7 protein-coding genes are annotated in these 17,578 nt (G+C 45.7%); 6 read left to right on the forward strand and 1 reads right to left on the reverse strand.

Going from position 1 to position 17,578, the window contains the following annotated elements; all coding sequences use genetic code 11:
* Positions 1–26 precede the first annotated feature (26 nt).
* From IQ235_RS03115 to IQ235_RS03130, 4 genes are all read left to right on the forward strand, one after another.
* Positions 27–4,898: a trifunctional serine/threonine-protein kinase/ATP-binding protein/sensor histidine kinase gene (locus IQ235_RS03115; protein ID WP_264320039.1), complete on the forward strand. Its 4,872-nt coding sequence runs from the start codon at positions 27–29 to the stop codon at positions 4,896–4,898.
* Between the two features lie 123 nt (positions 4,899–5,021).
* Positions 5,022–10,505, forward strand: coding sequence for a trifunctional serine/threonine-protein kinase/ATP-binding protein/sensor histidine kinase (locus tag IQ235_RS03120; RefSeq protein WP_264320040.1), 5,484 nt, complete (start codon positions 5,022–5,024; stop codon positions 10,503–10,505).
* Between the two features lie 50 nt (positions 10,506–10,555).
* On the forward strand, positions 10,556–13,597 hold the full coding sequence (locus tag IQ235_RS03125; RefSeq protein ID WP_264320041.1) for an ATP-binding protein: 3,042 nt from the start codon (positions 10,556–10,558) through the stop codon (positions 13,595–13,597).
* A gap of 26 nt (positions 13,598–13,623) precedes the next feature.
* Positions 13,624–14,892, forward strand: coding sequence for a hybrid sensor histidine kinase/response regulator (locus IQ235_RS03130; RefSeq protein ID WP_264320042.1), 1,269 nt, complete (start codon positions 13,624–13,626; stop codon positions 14,890–14,892).
* 74 nt (positions 14,893–14,966) lie between these two features.
* On the opposite strand, the gene IQ235_RS03135 is transcribed toward IQ235_RS03130, so the two are convergent.
* Positions 14,967–16,148 carry an aldo/keto reductase gene (locus IQ235_RS03135; RefSeq protein ID WP_264320044.1) on the reverse strand — a complete coding sequence of 394 codons (1,182 nt, stop codon included), beginning with the start codon at positions 16,146–16,148 and terminating at the stop codon, positions 14,967–14,969.
* Positions 16,149–16,402: 254 nt separating this feature from the next.
* On the opposite strand from IQ235_RS03135, the gene IQ235_RS03140 reads away from it, so the two are divergent.
* Together IQ235_RS03140 and IQ235_RS03145 are read left to right on the forward strand one after the other, a co-directional pair.
* Positions 16,403–17,245 carry a YaaW family protein gene (locus IQ235_RS03140; protein ID WP_264320043.1) on the forward strand — a complete coding sequence of 281 codons (843 nt, stop codon included), beginning with the start codon at positions 16,403–16,405 and terminating at the stop codon, positions 17,243–17,245.
* Positions 17,246–17,400: 155 nt separating this feature from the next.
* Positions 17,401–17,578 (forward strand): FAD-dependent oxidoreductase (locus IQ235_RS03145; RefSeq protein WP_264320045.1); only part of this gene is annotated, 178 nt, incomplete at its 3' end.

The following is a 17,578-nucleotide window of genomic DNA, read 5'->3' on the forward strand; positions in this document are numbered from 1 at the left end:
ATATTTCCCCCGAACAAACCGGACGGATGAATCGCGGTATCGACTACCGCACGGATTTCTATTCCCTCGGAGTCACCTTCTACGAATTACTAACGGGAAAGTTGCCTTTTGAGTCCGATGACCCCATGGAGTTGGTACACTGCCATATTGCTAAATCTCCCATGCCATTGGGGAACGGGGAAGAGATTCCCCAAGTCTTATCAAAGTTGGTTCTCAAACTGATGGCAAAGAATGCCGAAGACCGCTATCAGAGTGCTTTGGGGTTGAAATACGACTTAGAGAAATGTTTATCTCAATGGAAAGAAACCGGATGTATCGAGCCATTTGAATTGGGAGAGAGGGATCTTTGCGATCGCTTCATCATTCCCGAAAAACTCTACGGACGGGAACAAGAAGTTGAGATGTTGCTAGCAGCATTTGAGCGAGTCGCAGCCGGAAATACCGAACTAATGCTGGTAGCAGGATTTTCTGGCATTGGCAAAACCGCCGTCGTGAATGAAGTCCACAAACCCATCGTTCGCCAACGAGGCTATTTTATCAAAGGGAAATTCGACCAATTCAATCGCAATATTCCCTTCTCTGCATTTGTGCAAGCTTTCCGCAATTTAATAGGACAAATCCTCAGCGAATCTGATGCCGAATTAACTCATTGGAAAACTCAAATTCTCGAAGCGGTGGAAAATAGCGGACAAGTTCTGATTGATGCGATCCCAGAACTCGAAAGCGTTATTGGCAAGCAACCTCCCGTTCCAGAACTCTCCGGAAGTGCGGCGCAAAATCGCTTTAACCTGCTCTTTGAGAAATTCATTGCCGTCTTCACCACAAAAGAGCATCCTTTAGTTATCTTTCTCGATGACTTGCAATGGGCAGACTCGGCATCCCTAAATCTGATGAAAGTGTTGATGAATGAATCAGAGAGTGGTTATCTGCTTGTCCTGGGAGCCTATCGAGATAACGAGGTATTTCCAGCTCATCCCCTGATGTTAACGGTAGATGAGCTAGAGAAGCAAAAAGTCTCTCTCCATACTTTGACATTAAATCCATTAAGCCAGACTGACATTAATCAGTTGGTGGCAGATACACTTGAGTGTGCATCTGAGGTTGCACAACCCCTGTGCGAGTTGACCTATCACAAGACGAAAGGCAATCCCTTTTTCACCACTCAGTTTTTACAGGGTCTTTATAGTGACGGACATATCACCTTTAATCTCGACGATCGATATTGGCAATGCAACCTGACTCAAGTCCGGCAGTTGGCTTTAACCGATGATGTGGTTGAGTTTATGGCAACTCAGTTGCGGAAGTTTCCAACCCAAACCCAAGATATTTTGAAAATAGCCGCTTGCATCGGTCATCAGTTTGATTTGGTCACTTTATCTGTTGTGTGCAAGCAACCCCAAGATACTGTTGCGATCGATTTGTGGCCATCGCTACAAGCTGGGTTAGTCATTCCAGAAGGTGAAACCTACAAGTTTTTTCAGAAAGAAGACATTGCCACGAAACTCGAACGTTCCCCCACTGTCAGCTATCGTTTCTTGCACGACCGGGTACAGCAGGCAGCTTATCGGTTAATCCCCGACCTAGACAAGCAAAAGACTCACTACCAAATCGGTAAATTACTACAGCAAGCCACTACACCCACCGATCGCGAGAAGAAGATTTTTGATGTAGTCAACCATCTGAACTATGGGATCGACTTAGTAACAGATGCAACAGAACGCCAGCAACTGGTCGAACTCAATTGGCTTGCTTGCCAAAAAGCGAAAGGAAATACTGCCTATGGGGCAGCCCATCAATACGTAACGACGGCATTGCAATTGCTTGGTCCGACGGGCTGGCAAGATCGATACAACTTGAGCCTCAGCCTAAACAATACCTTAGCAGAGCTGAACCTACTAATCGGCGATTTTGCGGCGATGGATGAGGCGATCGAGACTATTCTGCTTCAAAGCCAATCCTTATTGGATCGGATTACAGCCTACAGAATTAGGATTCAAAAATATTTCTTCCAAAATAAACTTGAAACCGCGATATCTATTGGCATCGAGGTTCTTCAAAAACTGGGCATTGATATTTCATTTCAACCGACGGAAGCAGAAATCAACAGATTTATTCAGAGGGGTCGCGAGAGTACCCAAGGGATATCAATTCCAGATTTACTCGATCTGCCGGAGATGAAAGACCCCGAACGATTGGCTATTGCAGAAATTGCCACGCAGATTCTTTCGCCTAGCAATATGGTCAATCCGCCACTTTTCCCCATACTGGTTAGTTTATTAGTCGATTTGTCTGTCTGCTATGGCAATATAGCTAATTCAGCCTATATCTATGGTTGTTATGGAGTCATTGCCTGTAATTTCTTCAAGGAGATCGAAATGGGTGTTGCATTGGGTCGTTTGGCTGCTGACCTCGATCGACATCCCGTTACCAAAACCTTGAAAGGGCGTGGCATGATGATGTGTGGGACGTTTCTCGAACATCGTCATGCACACCTCAAGAATACTCTAGAAATTTTGTCTGTTGGGTATCAAATGTCTCTTGAGGTAGGGGATTTGGAATTTGTCGGTCATAACGCTCAGATGTACTGTTTCAATGCTTTTTGGAGTGGTTATCCCTTACACTCGCTGCAAAAGGAAACAGATGCCTATATATCCGTTTTGTCAAATGCCAATCAAGCTCTTCAGGAAAGCTACACTCGTCCGATCGGTCAGGTTTGTTCTAACTTATTGGGTCGGGTCGAACAGCCTTGGGTCTTAATCGGAGAGACTTTAGATGAATCCGAATGGGTTAAACATTTAATTGCTAATCGTGAAATTGGCGGTTTAAGCTTCTTTCATCTGTATAAAATATTTCTCTGTTTCTTGTTTGAGGAACTGCTGCTTGCCTCAGACCATGTTGCCAAGATCCAAGAGTATGTATCTGGTCTTGGAGGCTTTGTATTAGAAGCTGAATATTACTTTTATAGCTCTTTGGTGATGTTGGCAACGATCTCCCCTGATTCTCAAGAAGAATCTTTAGATCGGGTCACGAAAAATCAGATTCAATTACGAGATTACTGGGCTAAATATGCTCCGATGAACCACCAGCATAAGATGGATTTGGTGGAAGCAGAAAAGTCTCGAGTTTTAGGTCGTAATTACGAAGCGGGAGATTATTACGATCGCGCCATAGCCGGAGCCAAAGAAAATAAATATATCCAAGAAGAAGCCCTTGCCAACGAACTCGCCGCCAAGTTTTATCTCGATTGGGGCTTCGACCCTTCGAGAGCCTCAGGGCATCGCTCGGCTGGGCCGAACGGCAAAGAAAAAGTGGCGGCTGGCTACATGCAAGAAGCATATTACTGTTATGCCCGTTGGGGGGCTAAAGCCAAAACCGACGCTCTCGAGCGACGCTATCCCAATTTATTGCTCCCCATTCTCCAAGCCGCAGTCCAAACCCTCAATCCCATCGAAACCCTCGCAACCCTCGCTGCCTCCAATCGCTCGATCCATGCCATCACACAAACGAGTTGCTCTTCAACCAGCAGCATCAATACCACCCTCGATTTTGCTGCGATTCTCAAAGCCTCTCAGGCACTCTCTAGCACCATTCAACTCGACGAACTTCTACGGCAACTCACCCAAATTATTCTGCAAAATGCTGGGGGCGATCGCTGTGCTTTAATCTTGCCCGAGAGCGATGGAAAATGGTACGTTGCCGCGATCGCCACATCGGATACCACAGAACTTTGCTCGGAACCCCTCCAAGACAATCCCCGACTACCGGTTCGACTGATTCAATATGTCAAAAATACCCAAGAAATAGTCGTTATTGACGATCTCAATACCGATTTACCCGTCATCGATGACTATCTCCACCAGCGGCAACCCAAGAGTTTACTGTGTTTGCCGATTTTCGATCGAGGAAATGCGATCGGGATTCTGTATTTGAAAAATCGCTCGACAAGTGGCGCGTTCACCAGCGATCGTATCCTGGTTCTCAACTTCCTGTGTACCCAAGCGGCGATTTCCTTGGAGAACGCTCGCCTTTACCAACAGGCACAAGATTACGCTCAACAGCTCGAGCGATCGCAACTGCAACTGGTACAAAGCGAGAAAATGTCAGCATTGGGGAATCTCGTGGCAGGAGTGGCTCACGAAATCAACAATCCCGTGGGCTTTATCGGTGGTAATATCCAACCCGCTCGAGATTACGTGCAAGACTTGTTAGGGTTGATTGACTTATATCAAGAGAAACTCCCCGATGGCGATGAAGATATTGAGGAAGAACTTGAAGCCATTGACTTAGATTTCTTGCGAGAAGATTTACCCAAGCTGCTCGGTTCGATGAAACTCGGAGTCGAGCGCATCGGTCATATCAGTACCAGCTTGCGGACGTTTTCGCGCACGGATAAAGAATATCAAGTCCCCTTCAACCTCCACGACGGTATCGACAGCACCTTGCTGATTCTCAAACACCGCCTCAAAGCCAACGAACAGCGTCCGAAAATTGAAATTGTCAAGGAATATGGCAACATTCCAGAAGTAGAGTGCTTCCCCGGACAGCTCAATCAGGTATTTATGAACTTGATTGCCAATGCCATTGATGCTCTCGATGAAGGCAACACAGGACGCAGTTTTGAAGAGATTGCAGCCGATCCCAACCGGGTTACCATTCAAACCCACATCCAAGACGAGAGAGTCACCATCCGAATTTCAGATAACGGGGTGGGAATGCCAGAGGAAGTCAGAGGGCGTATCTTCGAGCAAGGATTTACCACCAAAGGAGTCGGCAAAGGCACGGGGTTAGGAATGGCGATCGCTCGTCAGATCGTAGAAGAGAAGCATGGCGGTACGATATCTTGTACTTCCGAACCCGGCATTGGAACCGAGTTTTCGATCGCTTTTCGGGTGAGCTAAATCCCGCACCTGATTCGATGACGAACTTTTGAGATCGCGATCGCTTGTTCGTTGTGATTTGGATCGATTTTGGAAAAGATCGTAAAAGCCACATTGGAAGAAGGCAGTTACCCCAACACGACGATGACAACTCTTCCCGGCTATCACCTCGGCGAAAATCTCTACCAAGGCACGCGCACTCAAGTCTATCGCGGCACTCGCATCACCGACGAGCAACCCGTCGTCATCAAATTTTTGCGCAACGAATACCCCAGCTTCAGCGAACTGGTTCAGTTCCGCAACCAATATACCATTGCCAAAAATCTCGACTTACCCGGAATCGTCAACCCTTTAGCTCTTAAAACCCACGGCAACGGTTACGCCCTGGTGATGCCCGACAAAGGGTATATTTCCCTCTCAGAGTGGAAACAAGGCGAATGGGCGATCGTCGATTTTCTCACCATTGCCGTTCAATTGGCGGATATTCTCCACGGACTCGATCGAAACCGAGTCATCCACAAAGACATCAAACCCGCCAATATCCTCATCCATCCCGAAACACAACAAGTCAAACTCATTGACTTTTCCATCTCCTCACTCCTGCCCAAAGAAACCCTCCAAATTAGTAATCCCAACGTCTTAGAGGGAACCCTCGCCTATATTTCCCCCGAACAAACCGGACGGATGAATCGCGGTATCGACTACCGCACGGATTTCTATTCCCTCGGAGTCACCTTCTACGAACTCCTCATGGGAGAATTACCCTTCCAAAGTGACGATGCTCTGGAGTTAGTCCACTGTCACATTGCTAAATCTCCTATGGAATTGGGGAACGGGGAACCTTTCGACAGGCTCAAGGCAGCGCAGGGAACGGAGAACGGGGAAGAGATTCCCCAAGTGATTTCCAATCTGGTAGTGAAATTGATGGCGAAGAATGCCGAAGACCGCTACCAGAGCGCTTTGGGATTGAAACACGACCTAGAAAGGTGTTTGTTTCAGTGGAAAGAAACGGGTTGCATCGAACCATTTGAGTTAGGAGAACGAGATCTTTGCGATCGCTTCATTATTCCCGAAAAACTCTACGGACGAGAAGCTGAAGTCAAGACATTACTAACAGCATTCGATCGTGTTGCCAACGGCAACACCGAAATGATTTTGGTGGCTGGATTCTCCGGCATCGGGAAAACTGCCGTCGTCAGTGAAATCCATAAACCCATCGTCCGCCAACAAGGATACTTCATTCAGGGGAAATTCGACCAATTCAACCGTAATATTCCTTTCTCTGCCTTCGTGGAAGCTTTTCGCAACCTAATGGGTCAGTTACTCTGTGAGAGTGACGCTCAACTGCAACAGTGGAAAACCAAAATTCAAGCAGCCTTGGGAGAAAGCGCCCAGGTGACGATCGAAGTGATTCCCGAACTCGAAAGCATTATTGGAGTGCAACCTCCCGTTCCGGAACTATCGGGAAGCGCGGCCCAAAATCGCTTCAATTTGCTCTTTGGTAAGTTCGTTGAAGTTTTTACGACCCGAGACCATCCTTTGGTTATCTTCCTCGATGACTTGCAATGGGCAGATTCAGCCTCCTTGAACTTGCTAAAGTTGCTGATGGAGAAAATCGATACGGGATATTTACTCATTTTGGGCGCTTATCGAGATAATGAAGTCGATCCCGCCCATCCTTTAATGTTGACATTAGACGAAATTGTTAAGAAAGAAGCAATTGTCAACACGATAACTCTGGCTCCTTTATCTCAATCGGGATTAAATCATCTAATTGCTGACGTTCTCACCTGTCCTCTAGAATTAGCTGTTTCCCTGACGAAATTAGTCTATCAAAAAACTAAAGGAAATCCCTTCTTTGCTACCCAATTTTTGAAAGGATTGTATGAAGATGGCGAAATTACCTTCGATCTAGAGGCTGGATATTGGCAGTGCGATATTGCCAGAATTCGACAATTATCTCTAACCGATGATGTGGTCGAGTTTATGGCTTCTCGATTGCATCGGTTGCCCCAAGAAACTCAAGAAATTTTGAAATTAGCCGCTTGTGTGGGTAATACCTTTGACTTATCAACCTTAGCCATTGTCAGTGAATATTCCCAAGAAAAAGTCGCTACGGCATTGTGGAAAGCCCTGCAAGAAGGATTAGTATTACCGGCAAATCAAACTTATAAGTTTTTTCAAGGTAGCAAAACAAATCGATTTACAGTATCAGACCCGATATCGGTTAACTATAAATTTCTGCACGATCGCATCCAACAAGCCGCTTACTCACTGATTCCCCAAACTCAAAAACGAGCAACCCACTATCGCTTGGGATGGCTTTTATTTGAAAATATCGGCAAAGAGGAACAAAATGAAAGAATTTTTGAAATTGTTAATAATTTAAACTACGGAATTGAGTTAATTGACGATCGAGACGAAGAAATTGAAATTGCCGGCCTTAACTTAAAAACAGCACGAAAAGCAAAGAAATCAGTTGCTTATTCTGCGGCAACTGCGTACGTCAAAACGGGAATTGCTTTGGTGGGAGAAGATGGCTGGAAAACGGACTATCGATTGACCTTCAACTTATATAAAGAAGGCTCGGAAATCAAATTCCTAAACGGAGATGTAGAACAGTCAGAACATTTAGCCTTCCAAACTCTAAAACGAGCAAATTCAGCGATCGACAAAGCTGAGATTTATAATATTCTCATCGTTCAGCACACCGTAACCTCCAAATTTAAACAGGCCGTTGATGAAGGCAGAATTGCGTTAAAACTCTTGGGAATTGAGTGGGATGAAGATAACTTAGACAAGGAACTCGATCGAGAGTTTGAAGCGGCAAAAAAACGATTGGGAGATCGAGATATTTCTTCTTTAATCGACCTTCCAGAAATGGAAATTCCTGAAAAAAGGAGTGCGGTGCAGGTTATGCATACCTTGCTGCCCTTAACCTATAGCTTCAATCAGTCACTCTGGCGGGTCTTAATTGTCAAGATCGTCAACTTATCGTTGCAACACGGACATATTCCAGAATGCTGTTTCGGCTACTCGTTTTATGGTGTCTTGATTGGTTGTATTTTTAAAGATTACGAAGCAGGCTATGAATTCGGAATTTTATCTTTAAATTTGAGTCAGAAATTCAAAGATTTAGCACAAGAATCTAAAGCTTGTAATATCTTAGCAGCGTTCTTACTCCAATGGAGACAACATATTAGCCATTGTGAGGCGATTAACAATCAAGGATACTCAGCCGGGCTAGAGTCCGGACAGCTTCAATTTATTGGATATATTGCCTACAATCGAATTTTGAGTCTTTTTCACTCTGGAAAAAATCTCAATGAATTATTGGCAGAATTTCCGATTTACTTGCCGTTACTAGAAGATATCAAGCATTATTATGCCTATGACATTACAGCAGGATGTCAGCTAGCAACCCAGATTCTGACCTCTCCAACGTCAACATCAGCGATCGCTCGACAACAAGACATAGAAGAAGCCCAGCATTTGGAGGTTTGTCGCGATCGCAATAGTTTCCCTGGAACCTGTGCTTACCAAATTTTCAAAGCTCAAATTTCCTATCTTTTCGATCGACCCGAAGATGCGCGAGAATATCTTTCTTCAGCCCAAGAAATTATAGAATTTCTTGCCGGTCATTTCACCTTAGCCGAGCACGCCTACTATCAAGCGTTGACCTGTCTAAAGCTTTATCCAAATGCCTCGACTCAGGAAAAAGTTGAAATGTTAAAACAGGTCGAAGAAGATCGAGAACAATTGCAAGTCTGGACGGATAACTGTCCGGACAATTTCCAACACAAACTACATTTAGTCGAAGCAGAACGATCTAGAGTGCTTGGTGAGAAGCTAAAAGCGATCGAATTATACGATCTGGCGATTTCGGGGGCCAAAGAAAACCAATTCGTTCAAGACGAAGCTCTCGCCAACGAACTCGCCGCCAAATTCTACCTCGACTGGGGCTTCGACCCTTCGAGAGCCTCAGGGCATCGCTCGGCTGGGCCGAACGGCAAAGAAAAAATTGCGCGAGCCTATATCTTAGAAGCCTACTACTGCTACGCGCGCTGGGGGGCCAAAGCCAAAACCGACCACCTCGAAACCAGCCACCCTCAGCTCCTGGCTCCCATCCTCCAACAACCCCTGTCTCCCCAATCCCTTAACGCCACAACCACTATTCCCTCCCGTTCAACCATTGGCACTTCCGCGAGTACTAACGGCTCTTTTCTCGATATCTCCGCCGCTATCAAAGCCTCCCAAGCTCTCTCGGGTGAAATCGAACTCGAAGCCTTGCTCTCCCAACTGATGAAAATCGTCTTAGCCAATGCTGGAGCGGACAAAGGAACATTCATCTTGAAGAACGCTCGAACCTGGGAAATTGTTGCCCAGTGCGTTCGGGAACACTGCCAATTATCCCCAACTCCTCTGGAAAAGGCGAAGACCCTGCCGGTGAATATCGTTCGTATGGTTCAACGCACCCAAAAGACTGTCATTCTCAATCAGGTGGAGAACGATACCCGTTTTGCCGGAGATAGTTACCTGATCCAACAACAACCCAAAAGTTTGTTCTGCACCCCCATTCTCAACCAAGGTCGGTCGATCGGTATTCTTTACCTAGAAAATAATCTCAGTGCGGAAGCCTTTACCTCCGAACGAGTCGAAGTACTCAATTTACTTTGCTCCCAAGCGGCAATTTCTATCGAAAACGCTCGATTGTACGAACAATCTCAAGCCGCTAATAATATGTTGCAAAAGTCTCTCGACGAGCTGCAAAATGCCCAACTGCAACTGGTGCAAAGCGAGAAAATGTCAGCATTAGGAAACTTAGTGGCCGGAGTCGCCCACGAAATCAACAATCCCGTCGGATTCATCGGCGGCAATCTCCAACCGGCACGGGATTACGTAGGAGATTTATTAGGGTTAATTGACTTATATCAGCAAGAAAATCCAAATCCTAGTGAAGTCATCGAAGAAGAAATCGAAGCCATCGATCTAGATTTTCTTCGCTCGGATTTACCCAAACTGATCGATTCGATGAAACTTGGAGTCGATCGCATCGGTCATATCAGCACTAGCTTGCGGACATTTTCCCGTACCGATAAAGAACACAAAGTTCCCTTCAACCTCCATGACGGTATCGATAGTACTCTGCTGATTCTCAAACATCGCCTCAAAGCCAACGAACAGCGTCCGGCGATCGAAATTGTTAAAGAATACGGCGATATTCCAGAGGTGCAGTGCTTCCCCGGACAGCTCAATCAGGTGTTTATGAACTTAATCGCTAATGCCATCGATGCATTGGAAGAAGGCAATGGCGAGCGTAGTTTTGAGGAGATTGCGGCCGAACCCAATCAGATTAAGATTTCGACAGAGGTAACATCTAAAAATGCGATCGTTCGGATTCGGGATAACGGTGCGGGAATGCCTGAAAATGTCAAACAACGGATTTTCGAGCAAGGATTTACTACTAAAGGTGTGGGAAAAGGGACGGGTTTGGGAATGGCGATCGCCCGTCAGATCGTGGAAGAAAATCATGGCGGCTCGATCGAAGTTGATTCTCAGTTCGGGCAAGGTACGATTTTTAAAATTCAAGTCCCGATCGGGCAAGATACTTCTAAACTGAATCGCTAGAATTAAGGTCAAATCTAAGTCATACGATTGTTAGAGAAATTAAGGGCAAAATGGCAACAAATATTGCAGAATCCTGGAACTCCCACAGACACGGAAATTTGTTGCAACACCAGTTGCGTTCGACAATCGTTTTACTTTTTTTGCTCTTGGCAGGATATATGGGGAATTATTTCAAAATCCCCATTATCTTCCATATCGATTGGCTGTTTGGCAGTATTTTTACCGTGCTCGTCATTCGGCTGTACGGGTTGGGTTGGGGGACGATCGCCGCTGTCATTTCCAACTCCTACACAATTTTTCTGTGGCATCATCCCGCAGCTTTTATTATCTTTACTCTAGAAGCCATTTTTCTGGGCTGGGGACTACGACGGCGTAGCAGTAACCTATTACTCCTCGATGTTTATTATTGGATCGTTATCGGATTTCCTCTGCTTTGGTTTCTTTATGTCTTTGTTATTAAAATTCCACCTCAAAGTGTTTTACTGATTTCTTTTAAAAATCCCCTCAATCAAATTTGCAATACTTTAATTGCCAGTCTCATCCTGACTCATACCCCGATTTCCCAATGGCTGCGTGCCAAAACGATTAAGACTCATGCCTTCGAGCAGACACTCCTTAATTTGCTAGTCGCTTTTGTTTTGCTGCCAGCATTGGTACTGACCATTTGGAACTGTCAAGACGCTACCTCTGTTGAAGAGAATAATATTTTATCTCATCTAGAAAATACTCAAAAAAATATCAGCACCGATCTCCAAAACTGGCATCAACAAAGTCAGGATAAATTGCAAGCAATTGCCTCTAGCTTTCAAAATAGCGATCGCTCAGATCCTTCCCAAGACCAAGAAAAGATTCAGATCGTTCGACAAGCCGTTAATGAGTTTCGCAATTTATACATTATAGATACAGATGGAAAAATTCTCAATTCAACGGTTGCTAGAAATACCGATCGAAATGTGACTCAATTTGATGGTTTGCAAGTTCGAGATTTACTGAAGGCAAAACAGCCAATGCTCTCTGAGGTAATGGAAGTTTCCAACTCGCCAACAATATTTCAGAGCGTACCAATTTTAAATAATGAGACACTAGTTGGACAACTTTTTGCGGAAATTGATGTAAATGTACTAAAGCAAAAGTGGTTGTCCAGTCAATCTGAATCAACTCGTTTTGTGAGTTTACTAGACGAACAAAATCGAGCGATCGCTAGCACTCGCGACGAACTAAAAATCGGGCAACTTTTCGATCGAGATGGGAATGGTGAAATTCATCGACTCGATCGAAATATCCATATTTGGGTACCCAAGATTCCCAACATGGCAAAAGTCGTGCGCTGGAGAAAGTCATTTTACGTGAATAAAGGTGCGATTGGTGGAGATCTTCCCTGGATAGTCGCCATCGAAGAAGCCAATGCATCCCATTTAGTCGCACTTGATGGAATTTATACCAAAAGTTTTGCGATCTTGATGGCGATCGCGCTCTTAGCACCGATCTTGGCAAAAACGATTAGCCGCAGTCTAGTCAAACCGTTGCTACAGCTTGCCAATATTACCAGCAATTTACCCGATAAACTCACAGAACAACAAGCACTAACAATTCCCACGAGTTCAATTACTGAAATTGATACCCTATCGAGTAACTTTCAACTCATGGCAAGTGCCCTCCAAGATAAATTTCAAGAAATTCAGCAAGCCAGTTGGCAACTTCAGCAAGCTAAAGAAACTGCCGACAGTGCCAACCAAGCAAAAAGCGAATTCCTCGCCAACATGAGCCACGAGTTACGCACTCCACTCAATGGCGTGCTGGGCTACGCCCAAATCCTAAAACGTAGCGAACCCCTAACCCAAAAAGGGCAAAACGGCATTGATATAATCTATCAATGCGGTTCTCACCTTCTGAACTTAATTAACGACATCTTAGATCTTTCCAAAATCGAAGCCCGCAAATTAGAACTCCATCCCACAGCTTTACACTTTCCTTCTTTTCTGCAAAGTGTTGTCGAAATTAATCAGATTCGTGCCGAACAAAAAGAGATTACCTTCAACGTCCAATTTGACTCCCAATTACCGATCGGTGTTTGGGCTGATGAAAAGCGTTTGCGTCAGGTTCTAATCAACCTACTGGGCAATGCTATCAAATTTACCGATCGCGGTAGTGTCACTTTGAAGGTTGAATTCATTGCGCCCAAAATTCGCTTCCAAATCGACGATACTGGGGTCGGTATGACCCCAAAACAAATTGAAAAAATATTTCTACCTTTCGAGCAAGTGGGCGATGCTAAAAAGCAAGCAGAGGGGACGGGACTCGGACTCGCCATTACTCACAAAATCGTCTCGCTAATGCAAGGCGAAATTCAGATTAACAGCGTGTTAGGCAAAGGTAGCTCTTTTTCTTTTGAAGTCGAACTGCCAGAAGCTGAAAGTTGGGCAATAGATTCGAGAGCGAGTCAACCAGGAATTATTCAGGGTTACAAAGGCGAAAAACGTAAAATCTTAGTCATCGACGATCGTTGGGAAAATCGTTCGGTATTGCTGAATCTGCTAGAACCCGTCGGCTTTGAAATTATCGAAGCGGGCAACGGACTCGAGGGTGTCGAACAGGCACTGAAAACATCGCCGGATTTAATTATCACTGACTTAGCGATGCCGGTGATGGATGGGTTTGAGTTTTTGCAGAAACTCCGCGCTCATCCCCAACTGCAAAACCAAATTGTTCTGGTGTCCTCAGCCAGTGTTTTCGAGCGCGATCGTCATAAAAGTTTAAATGCTGGAGCCAATGATTTCTTACCCAAACCCGTGCAAACGGAAACGTTACTCGAACTCCTACAAAAACATCTGCAATTAGAGTGGAGTTACGATAATAATAATATTGAGAACCAGAATGTTCGAGTTGCTCCTGAAGAAATACAGCCGCCCGAGACAGCAATCTTGCATCAACTCTTAGAGTTAGCACAGGATGGGGAACTCGATGGCGTTATCGAAATCGCCGGACAAATTCAGGATAGGAATACCGCAACTTTCACCCAAGAGCTGATCCGCCTTGCTGAGGCTTGCGAGATCAAACAATTGCGGACATTTATCCAACACTACCTCGCTTAACCCCCCCGAGCTGGATACAGAAACCCATGCCATCCCGAACCCAACCATTTATCTTAATTGTGGATGACAACCCAACGAACTTATCTGTGTTGTCTCAAGCCTTGAAAGCCGCTGGCTATAAAGTCCGCATGGCAGTTGATGGCGAAGATGCCCTAGCTCAGGTGGAACGCCACCACCCAGAACTTATCCTGCTCGATGTTGAAATGCCAAACATGGATGGTTTTGAAACCTGTTGCCATCTCCAGAAAAACCCTGCGACAGAAGGGATTCCAGTCATTTTTATGACAGCTCTCGCCGATACGCAAAACAAAGTCAAAGGCTTGTCGTTAGGTGCCGTCGATTACATCACCAAACCTTTTGAAGAGGCGGAAGTGCTAGCACGGGTGAAAGTCCACTGGCAGCTGAAACGACTGACGAATACTTTAGAACAACAAGTATTCGAACGGACTCAGGCGCTGCAACAGGCTCAAGTACAATTAGTGCAGCAGGAAAAACTAACGGCATTAGGTAACTTAGTGAGCGGGGTTGCCCACGAAATCAATAATCCCATTGGTTGCATTGTGGGCAATGTCGATGCAGCGCAAGATTACGTGAATGACTTGTTAAGCATCATCGATCTCTATGGCCAGAAATTCCCTCAACCCGGTACAGAAATTGAAGATGAATTAGAAGCGATCGATCTTGATTACGTGCGAGAAGATTTACCGAAGCTCATTCGCGCGATGCAAGATGGTGGAGAGCGAATTATATCTATCAGTAAAAGTCTCCGGACTTTCTCCCGTGCCGATAGCGATCGAAAGCAATTATTCAATCTTCATGAAGGGATCGATAGCACCCTCCTGATTTTACGCCATCGCCTCAAAGCCAATGGATATCGTCCACAGATTGAAGTGGTAACCGACTACGGTCAGATTCCGGAAATTTCCTGTTTTCCCGGACAGATCAATCAGGTATTTATGAATATTTTTGCCAATGCGATCGATGCTTTAGATGAATCTAATAGAGGATGTAGTTTTGTCGAAATTAAAGAGAATTCCAATCGAATTGTGATTCAAACTTCAGTCGTAGACGATCGAGTGCAGTGTACTATTGCTGATAACGGATCGGGAATTTCGGCAGAGATAAAAGACAAAATATTTAACCATTTGTTTACGACTAAAGGTATTGGAAAAGGGACGGGATTGGGTTTGGCGATCGCCCAGCAGATTATCGAAGAGAAACATGGCGGTACGATTTCTTGTACTTCTGAACCCGGCATTGGAACCGAGTTTGCGATCGCTCTTCCGATGGGCTAAACCGTACGCGAGATCGTCATCGTCTAAAGTCTTTTTCCCGAACGCCGATTTTTGAATAATTTATTTGATAATATCTATTGTTGCGATTGGCGCTTTTGAGAGGTTCCTCCAAGCAATTGATGAGTTTCGGCTAGGTAGGTGGGAATGCGATCGGCATGGGGGCTATTTGCCAAACAATCGGTGAGGTCAAAACTTCCGACACTAGTCGAGCGATTTCCGGGAAACCAATGCCCTCCATTTCCAAGCAAATTGTAGCGCGATTTTGCATATTCGAGCATATCGTAGGCAAGAGTTAAATTTCGCAGCCAGAGAATCGTTCTAATATTAATTCCATCGGGTGTTTTCTCGGGAGTCGGTAAGCCCAAATGCCAGGTTTTTACCCAGTCCGTTCCTAAGATTTTCATGGCTTCTCTCTCCAATCTTTCTAATATTGGGGGAAGCACTTCATCCGCCCGATCTAACAGCGGTAACACCTTTAAATGTTCGTCAAAATCACTCGGACGCGCCGCACCCAAACTCAGGGTATGAACTTGGGGATGGCTCAAACAAAAGAGATCGTTAAACACCATCGGACTTAGGGGCTGGCAAAGTTCGACTAATTTTGGGGGCGGATCGTAGAGTTTTCCCCCTTTATCAGACGGGCTGATAATAAACACTCCCATATTATGGCGAGTTGCCGCTTCGATCGCCGGCCAATTAAATTGATTGATATAGTACCAATGCAGGTTTACGTAATCGAATCGATCGGTTTCAATGGCTTTGACGATTGCGTCAGTCGGGCCGTGGGTCGAAAATCCGACAAATCGAATTCTTCCTTGCTTTTGTAGTTTTTTTACTTCATCCAAACAGCCCCCCGGCCGAATGCTATCTTTAAGGCGTTCTAGTGTATTAATTCCGTGAATTCCCAATAAATCGATGTAGTCGAGATTTAAATTATTCAGGGATTTATCGAGATTTTTCCGAAATTCTTTCGGGTCGGCTTTGGGACCGACTTTCGTTTGGACGATCAGTTTTTCTCGAGGGAGTTTGGGAAGCACTTTCCCTAGCTGAATCTCCGAAGTTCCGTAACCCCTTGCGGTTTCGATATGATGAATTCCCAGCTCGAGAGCGCGACGAATTGTCGCATCTAAATTACGTTGGTTTTGTGTGGGAATCAACATGGGGGAAACGTCTTTCCAAGAATGCTGGTAGCGCATTCCGCCGCAGGAGAAGACGGGCATTTGGAGTTGGGTTCTACCAAACTTTCGGTATTGCATCGGGGTTCGTCGATCGAAACTTCTGGCAGTGTAGCGCACCCCAGCAACCCTGGGGGATAGTGGTTGTGGCATTGAGGGTGTGGGTCTCCCGACTAGACTTAGCTCTACCCCCTCGAAAGGGCGATCGTCGGATTCTACTGACGAATATTTGGGGGAAATCGAGACCGCCGATCGGTTCTGCTAATTGGTTCGGCTAAAATGTTAAGCAGAAAATTAAAGACAGACATTTTAACCTGGGGTTGAAAAGGAAAACCGTGAACGAACTCAAAGCCGCTCTGGAGTTAGCAAACGACGAAGAATTACAGGGATTGACACAAATTTTGTTTCAACCTCGTTTTAATCCCCTCGACTATTTGAGCGCACCAGACTCTATCGATTTACAAAGTCGAAGTCGCCAAATTTGGATCGACACTTTAGAAGAACGATTTCGCTTCCTCGCTGCGGATGGTTTCACGGTTTTGAGGGGTCGCGCCGAAGAAGTGACCTATCGCCAAGCACTGATTCAAGTGTGTCGCTATCTCAAAATTCCCTACTCTGAAGATCTTTCCACCCTCGATTTAGAAGCCGAAGTTTTTCTCCATCTCATCGGTCAAGCTTGGCAAAAGTTACCCGCTTCGGAGCAGGAAGCCTTGACGATTCGGGTGCAGCGATCGCTCGCTAAATCTAACCTTACCCAACCGTTACCCCTGTCGGTACAGCGAGATCCGATGCGGTTACTGGTCAAAGGCGGAAGTGCTTTAGCCGTCAGTTCGGCGATCGCGCCGATGTTGCTGCACCAAGTTGCCCGTCAGTTTGCCATACAGTTCGCACGGCATCAGATGGCTAAAGAAGTTCTCAAACGGGGTGGTACGGCGGCGGCTTCTAAGTTTAAGGCCTATGTGGTACTTCAGGGTGCTCGTCGGGGAATGGCTTTGAGTGCAGCGCGATACGGTGCAATGCGCAGCGTCTTTGCATTAGTCGGGCCGGCTCTTTGGACGTGGTTTTTAGCGGATGTGGGCTGGCGGGCGATCGCTACAAATTACGGTCGCATCATTCCGACGATTTTTGCGCTGGCTCAAATTCGCTTAACTCGTACCGAGCAGTGGGAAGCGGCATGAATGTTTGAATTCGGAGTTCGGAATTCGGAATTCGGAATTCGGAATTCGGAGTTCGGAACATCTCCCCCTCTCCCCCTCTACGATTCCGAATGAACCAGGCAGTTGCTATGTACAATTGATACTCAATAGCGGCGTTGACCCTACAGGAGAGCAAAATGGTCGATCGAGAGCCAATTCAAGTAATCGGCGGCGGACTGGCGGGAACGGAAGCTGCATGGCAAATCGCGCGGGCGGGAGTTCCGGTGGTGTTACACGAAATGCGTCCGGTGCATCGCTCTCCGGCGCACCATACTGGAGAACTGGCAGAACTGGTTTGTAGCAACTCTTTTGGGG

Source organism: Zarconia navalis LEGE 11467, from assembly GCF_015207075.1.
Lineage (GTDB): Bacteria > Cyanobacteriota > Cyanobacteriia > Cyanobacteriales > Geitlerinemataceae > Zarconia > Zarconia navalis.

What these genes read in the sequence shown, in the direction of transcription:
- IQ235_RS03115 (WP_264320039.1), top strand. Translation starts at nt 27, where the DNA reads ATGAATCGCGGTATCGACTACCGCACGGATTTCTATTCCCTCGGAGTC.
- IQ235_RS03120 (WP_264320040.1), top strand. Translation starts at nt 5,022, where the DNA reads ATGACAACTCTTCCCGGCTATCACCTCGGCGAAAATCTCTACCAAGGC.
- IQ235_RS03125 (WP_264320041.1), top strand. Translation starts at nt 10,556, where the DNA reads ATGGCAACAAATATTGCAGAATCCTGGAACTCCCACAGACACGGAAAT.
- IQ235_RS03130 (WP_264320042.1), top strand. Translation starts at nt 13,624, where the DNA reads ATGCCATCCCGAACCCAACCATTTATCTTAATTGTGGATGACAACCCA.
- IQ235_RS03135 (WP_264320044.1), bottom strand. Translation starts at nt 16,148, where the DNA reads ATGCAATACCGAAAGTTTGGTAGAACCCAACTCCAAATGCCCGTCTTC.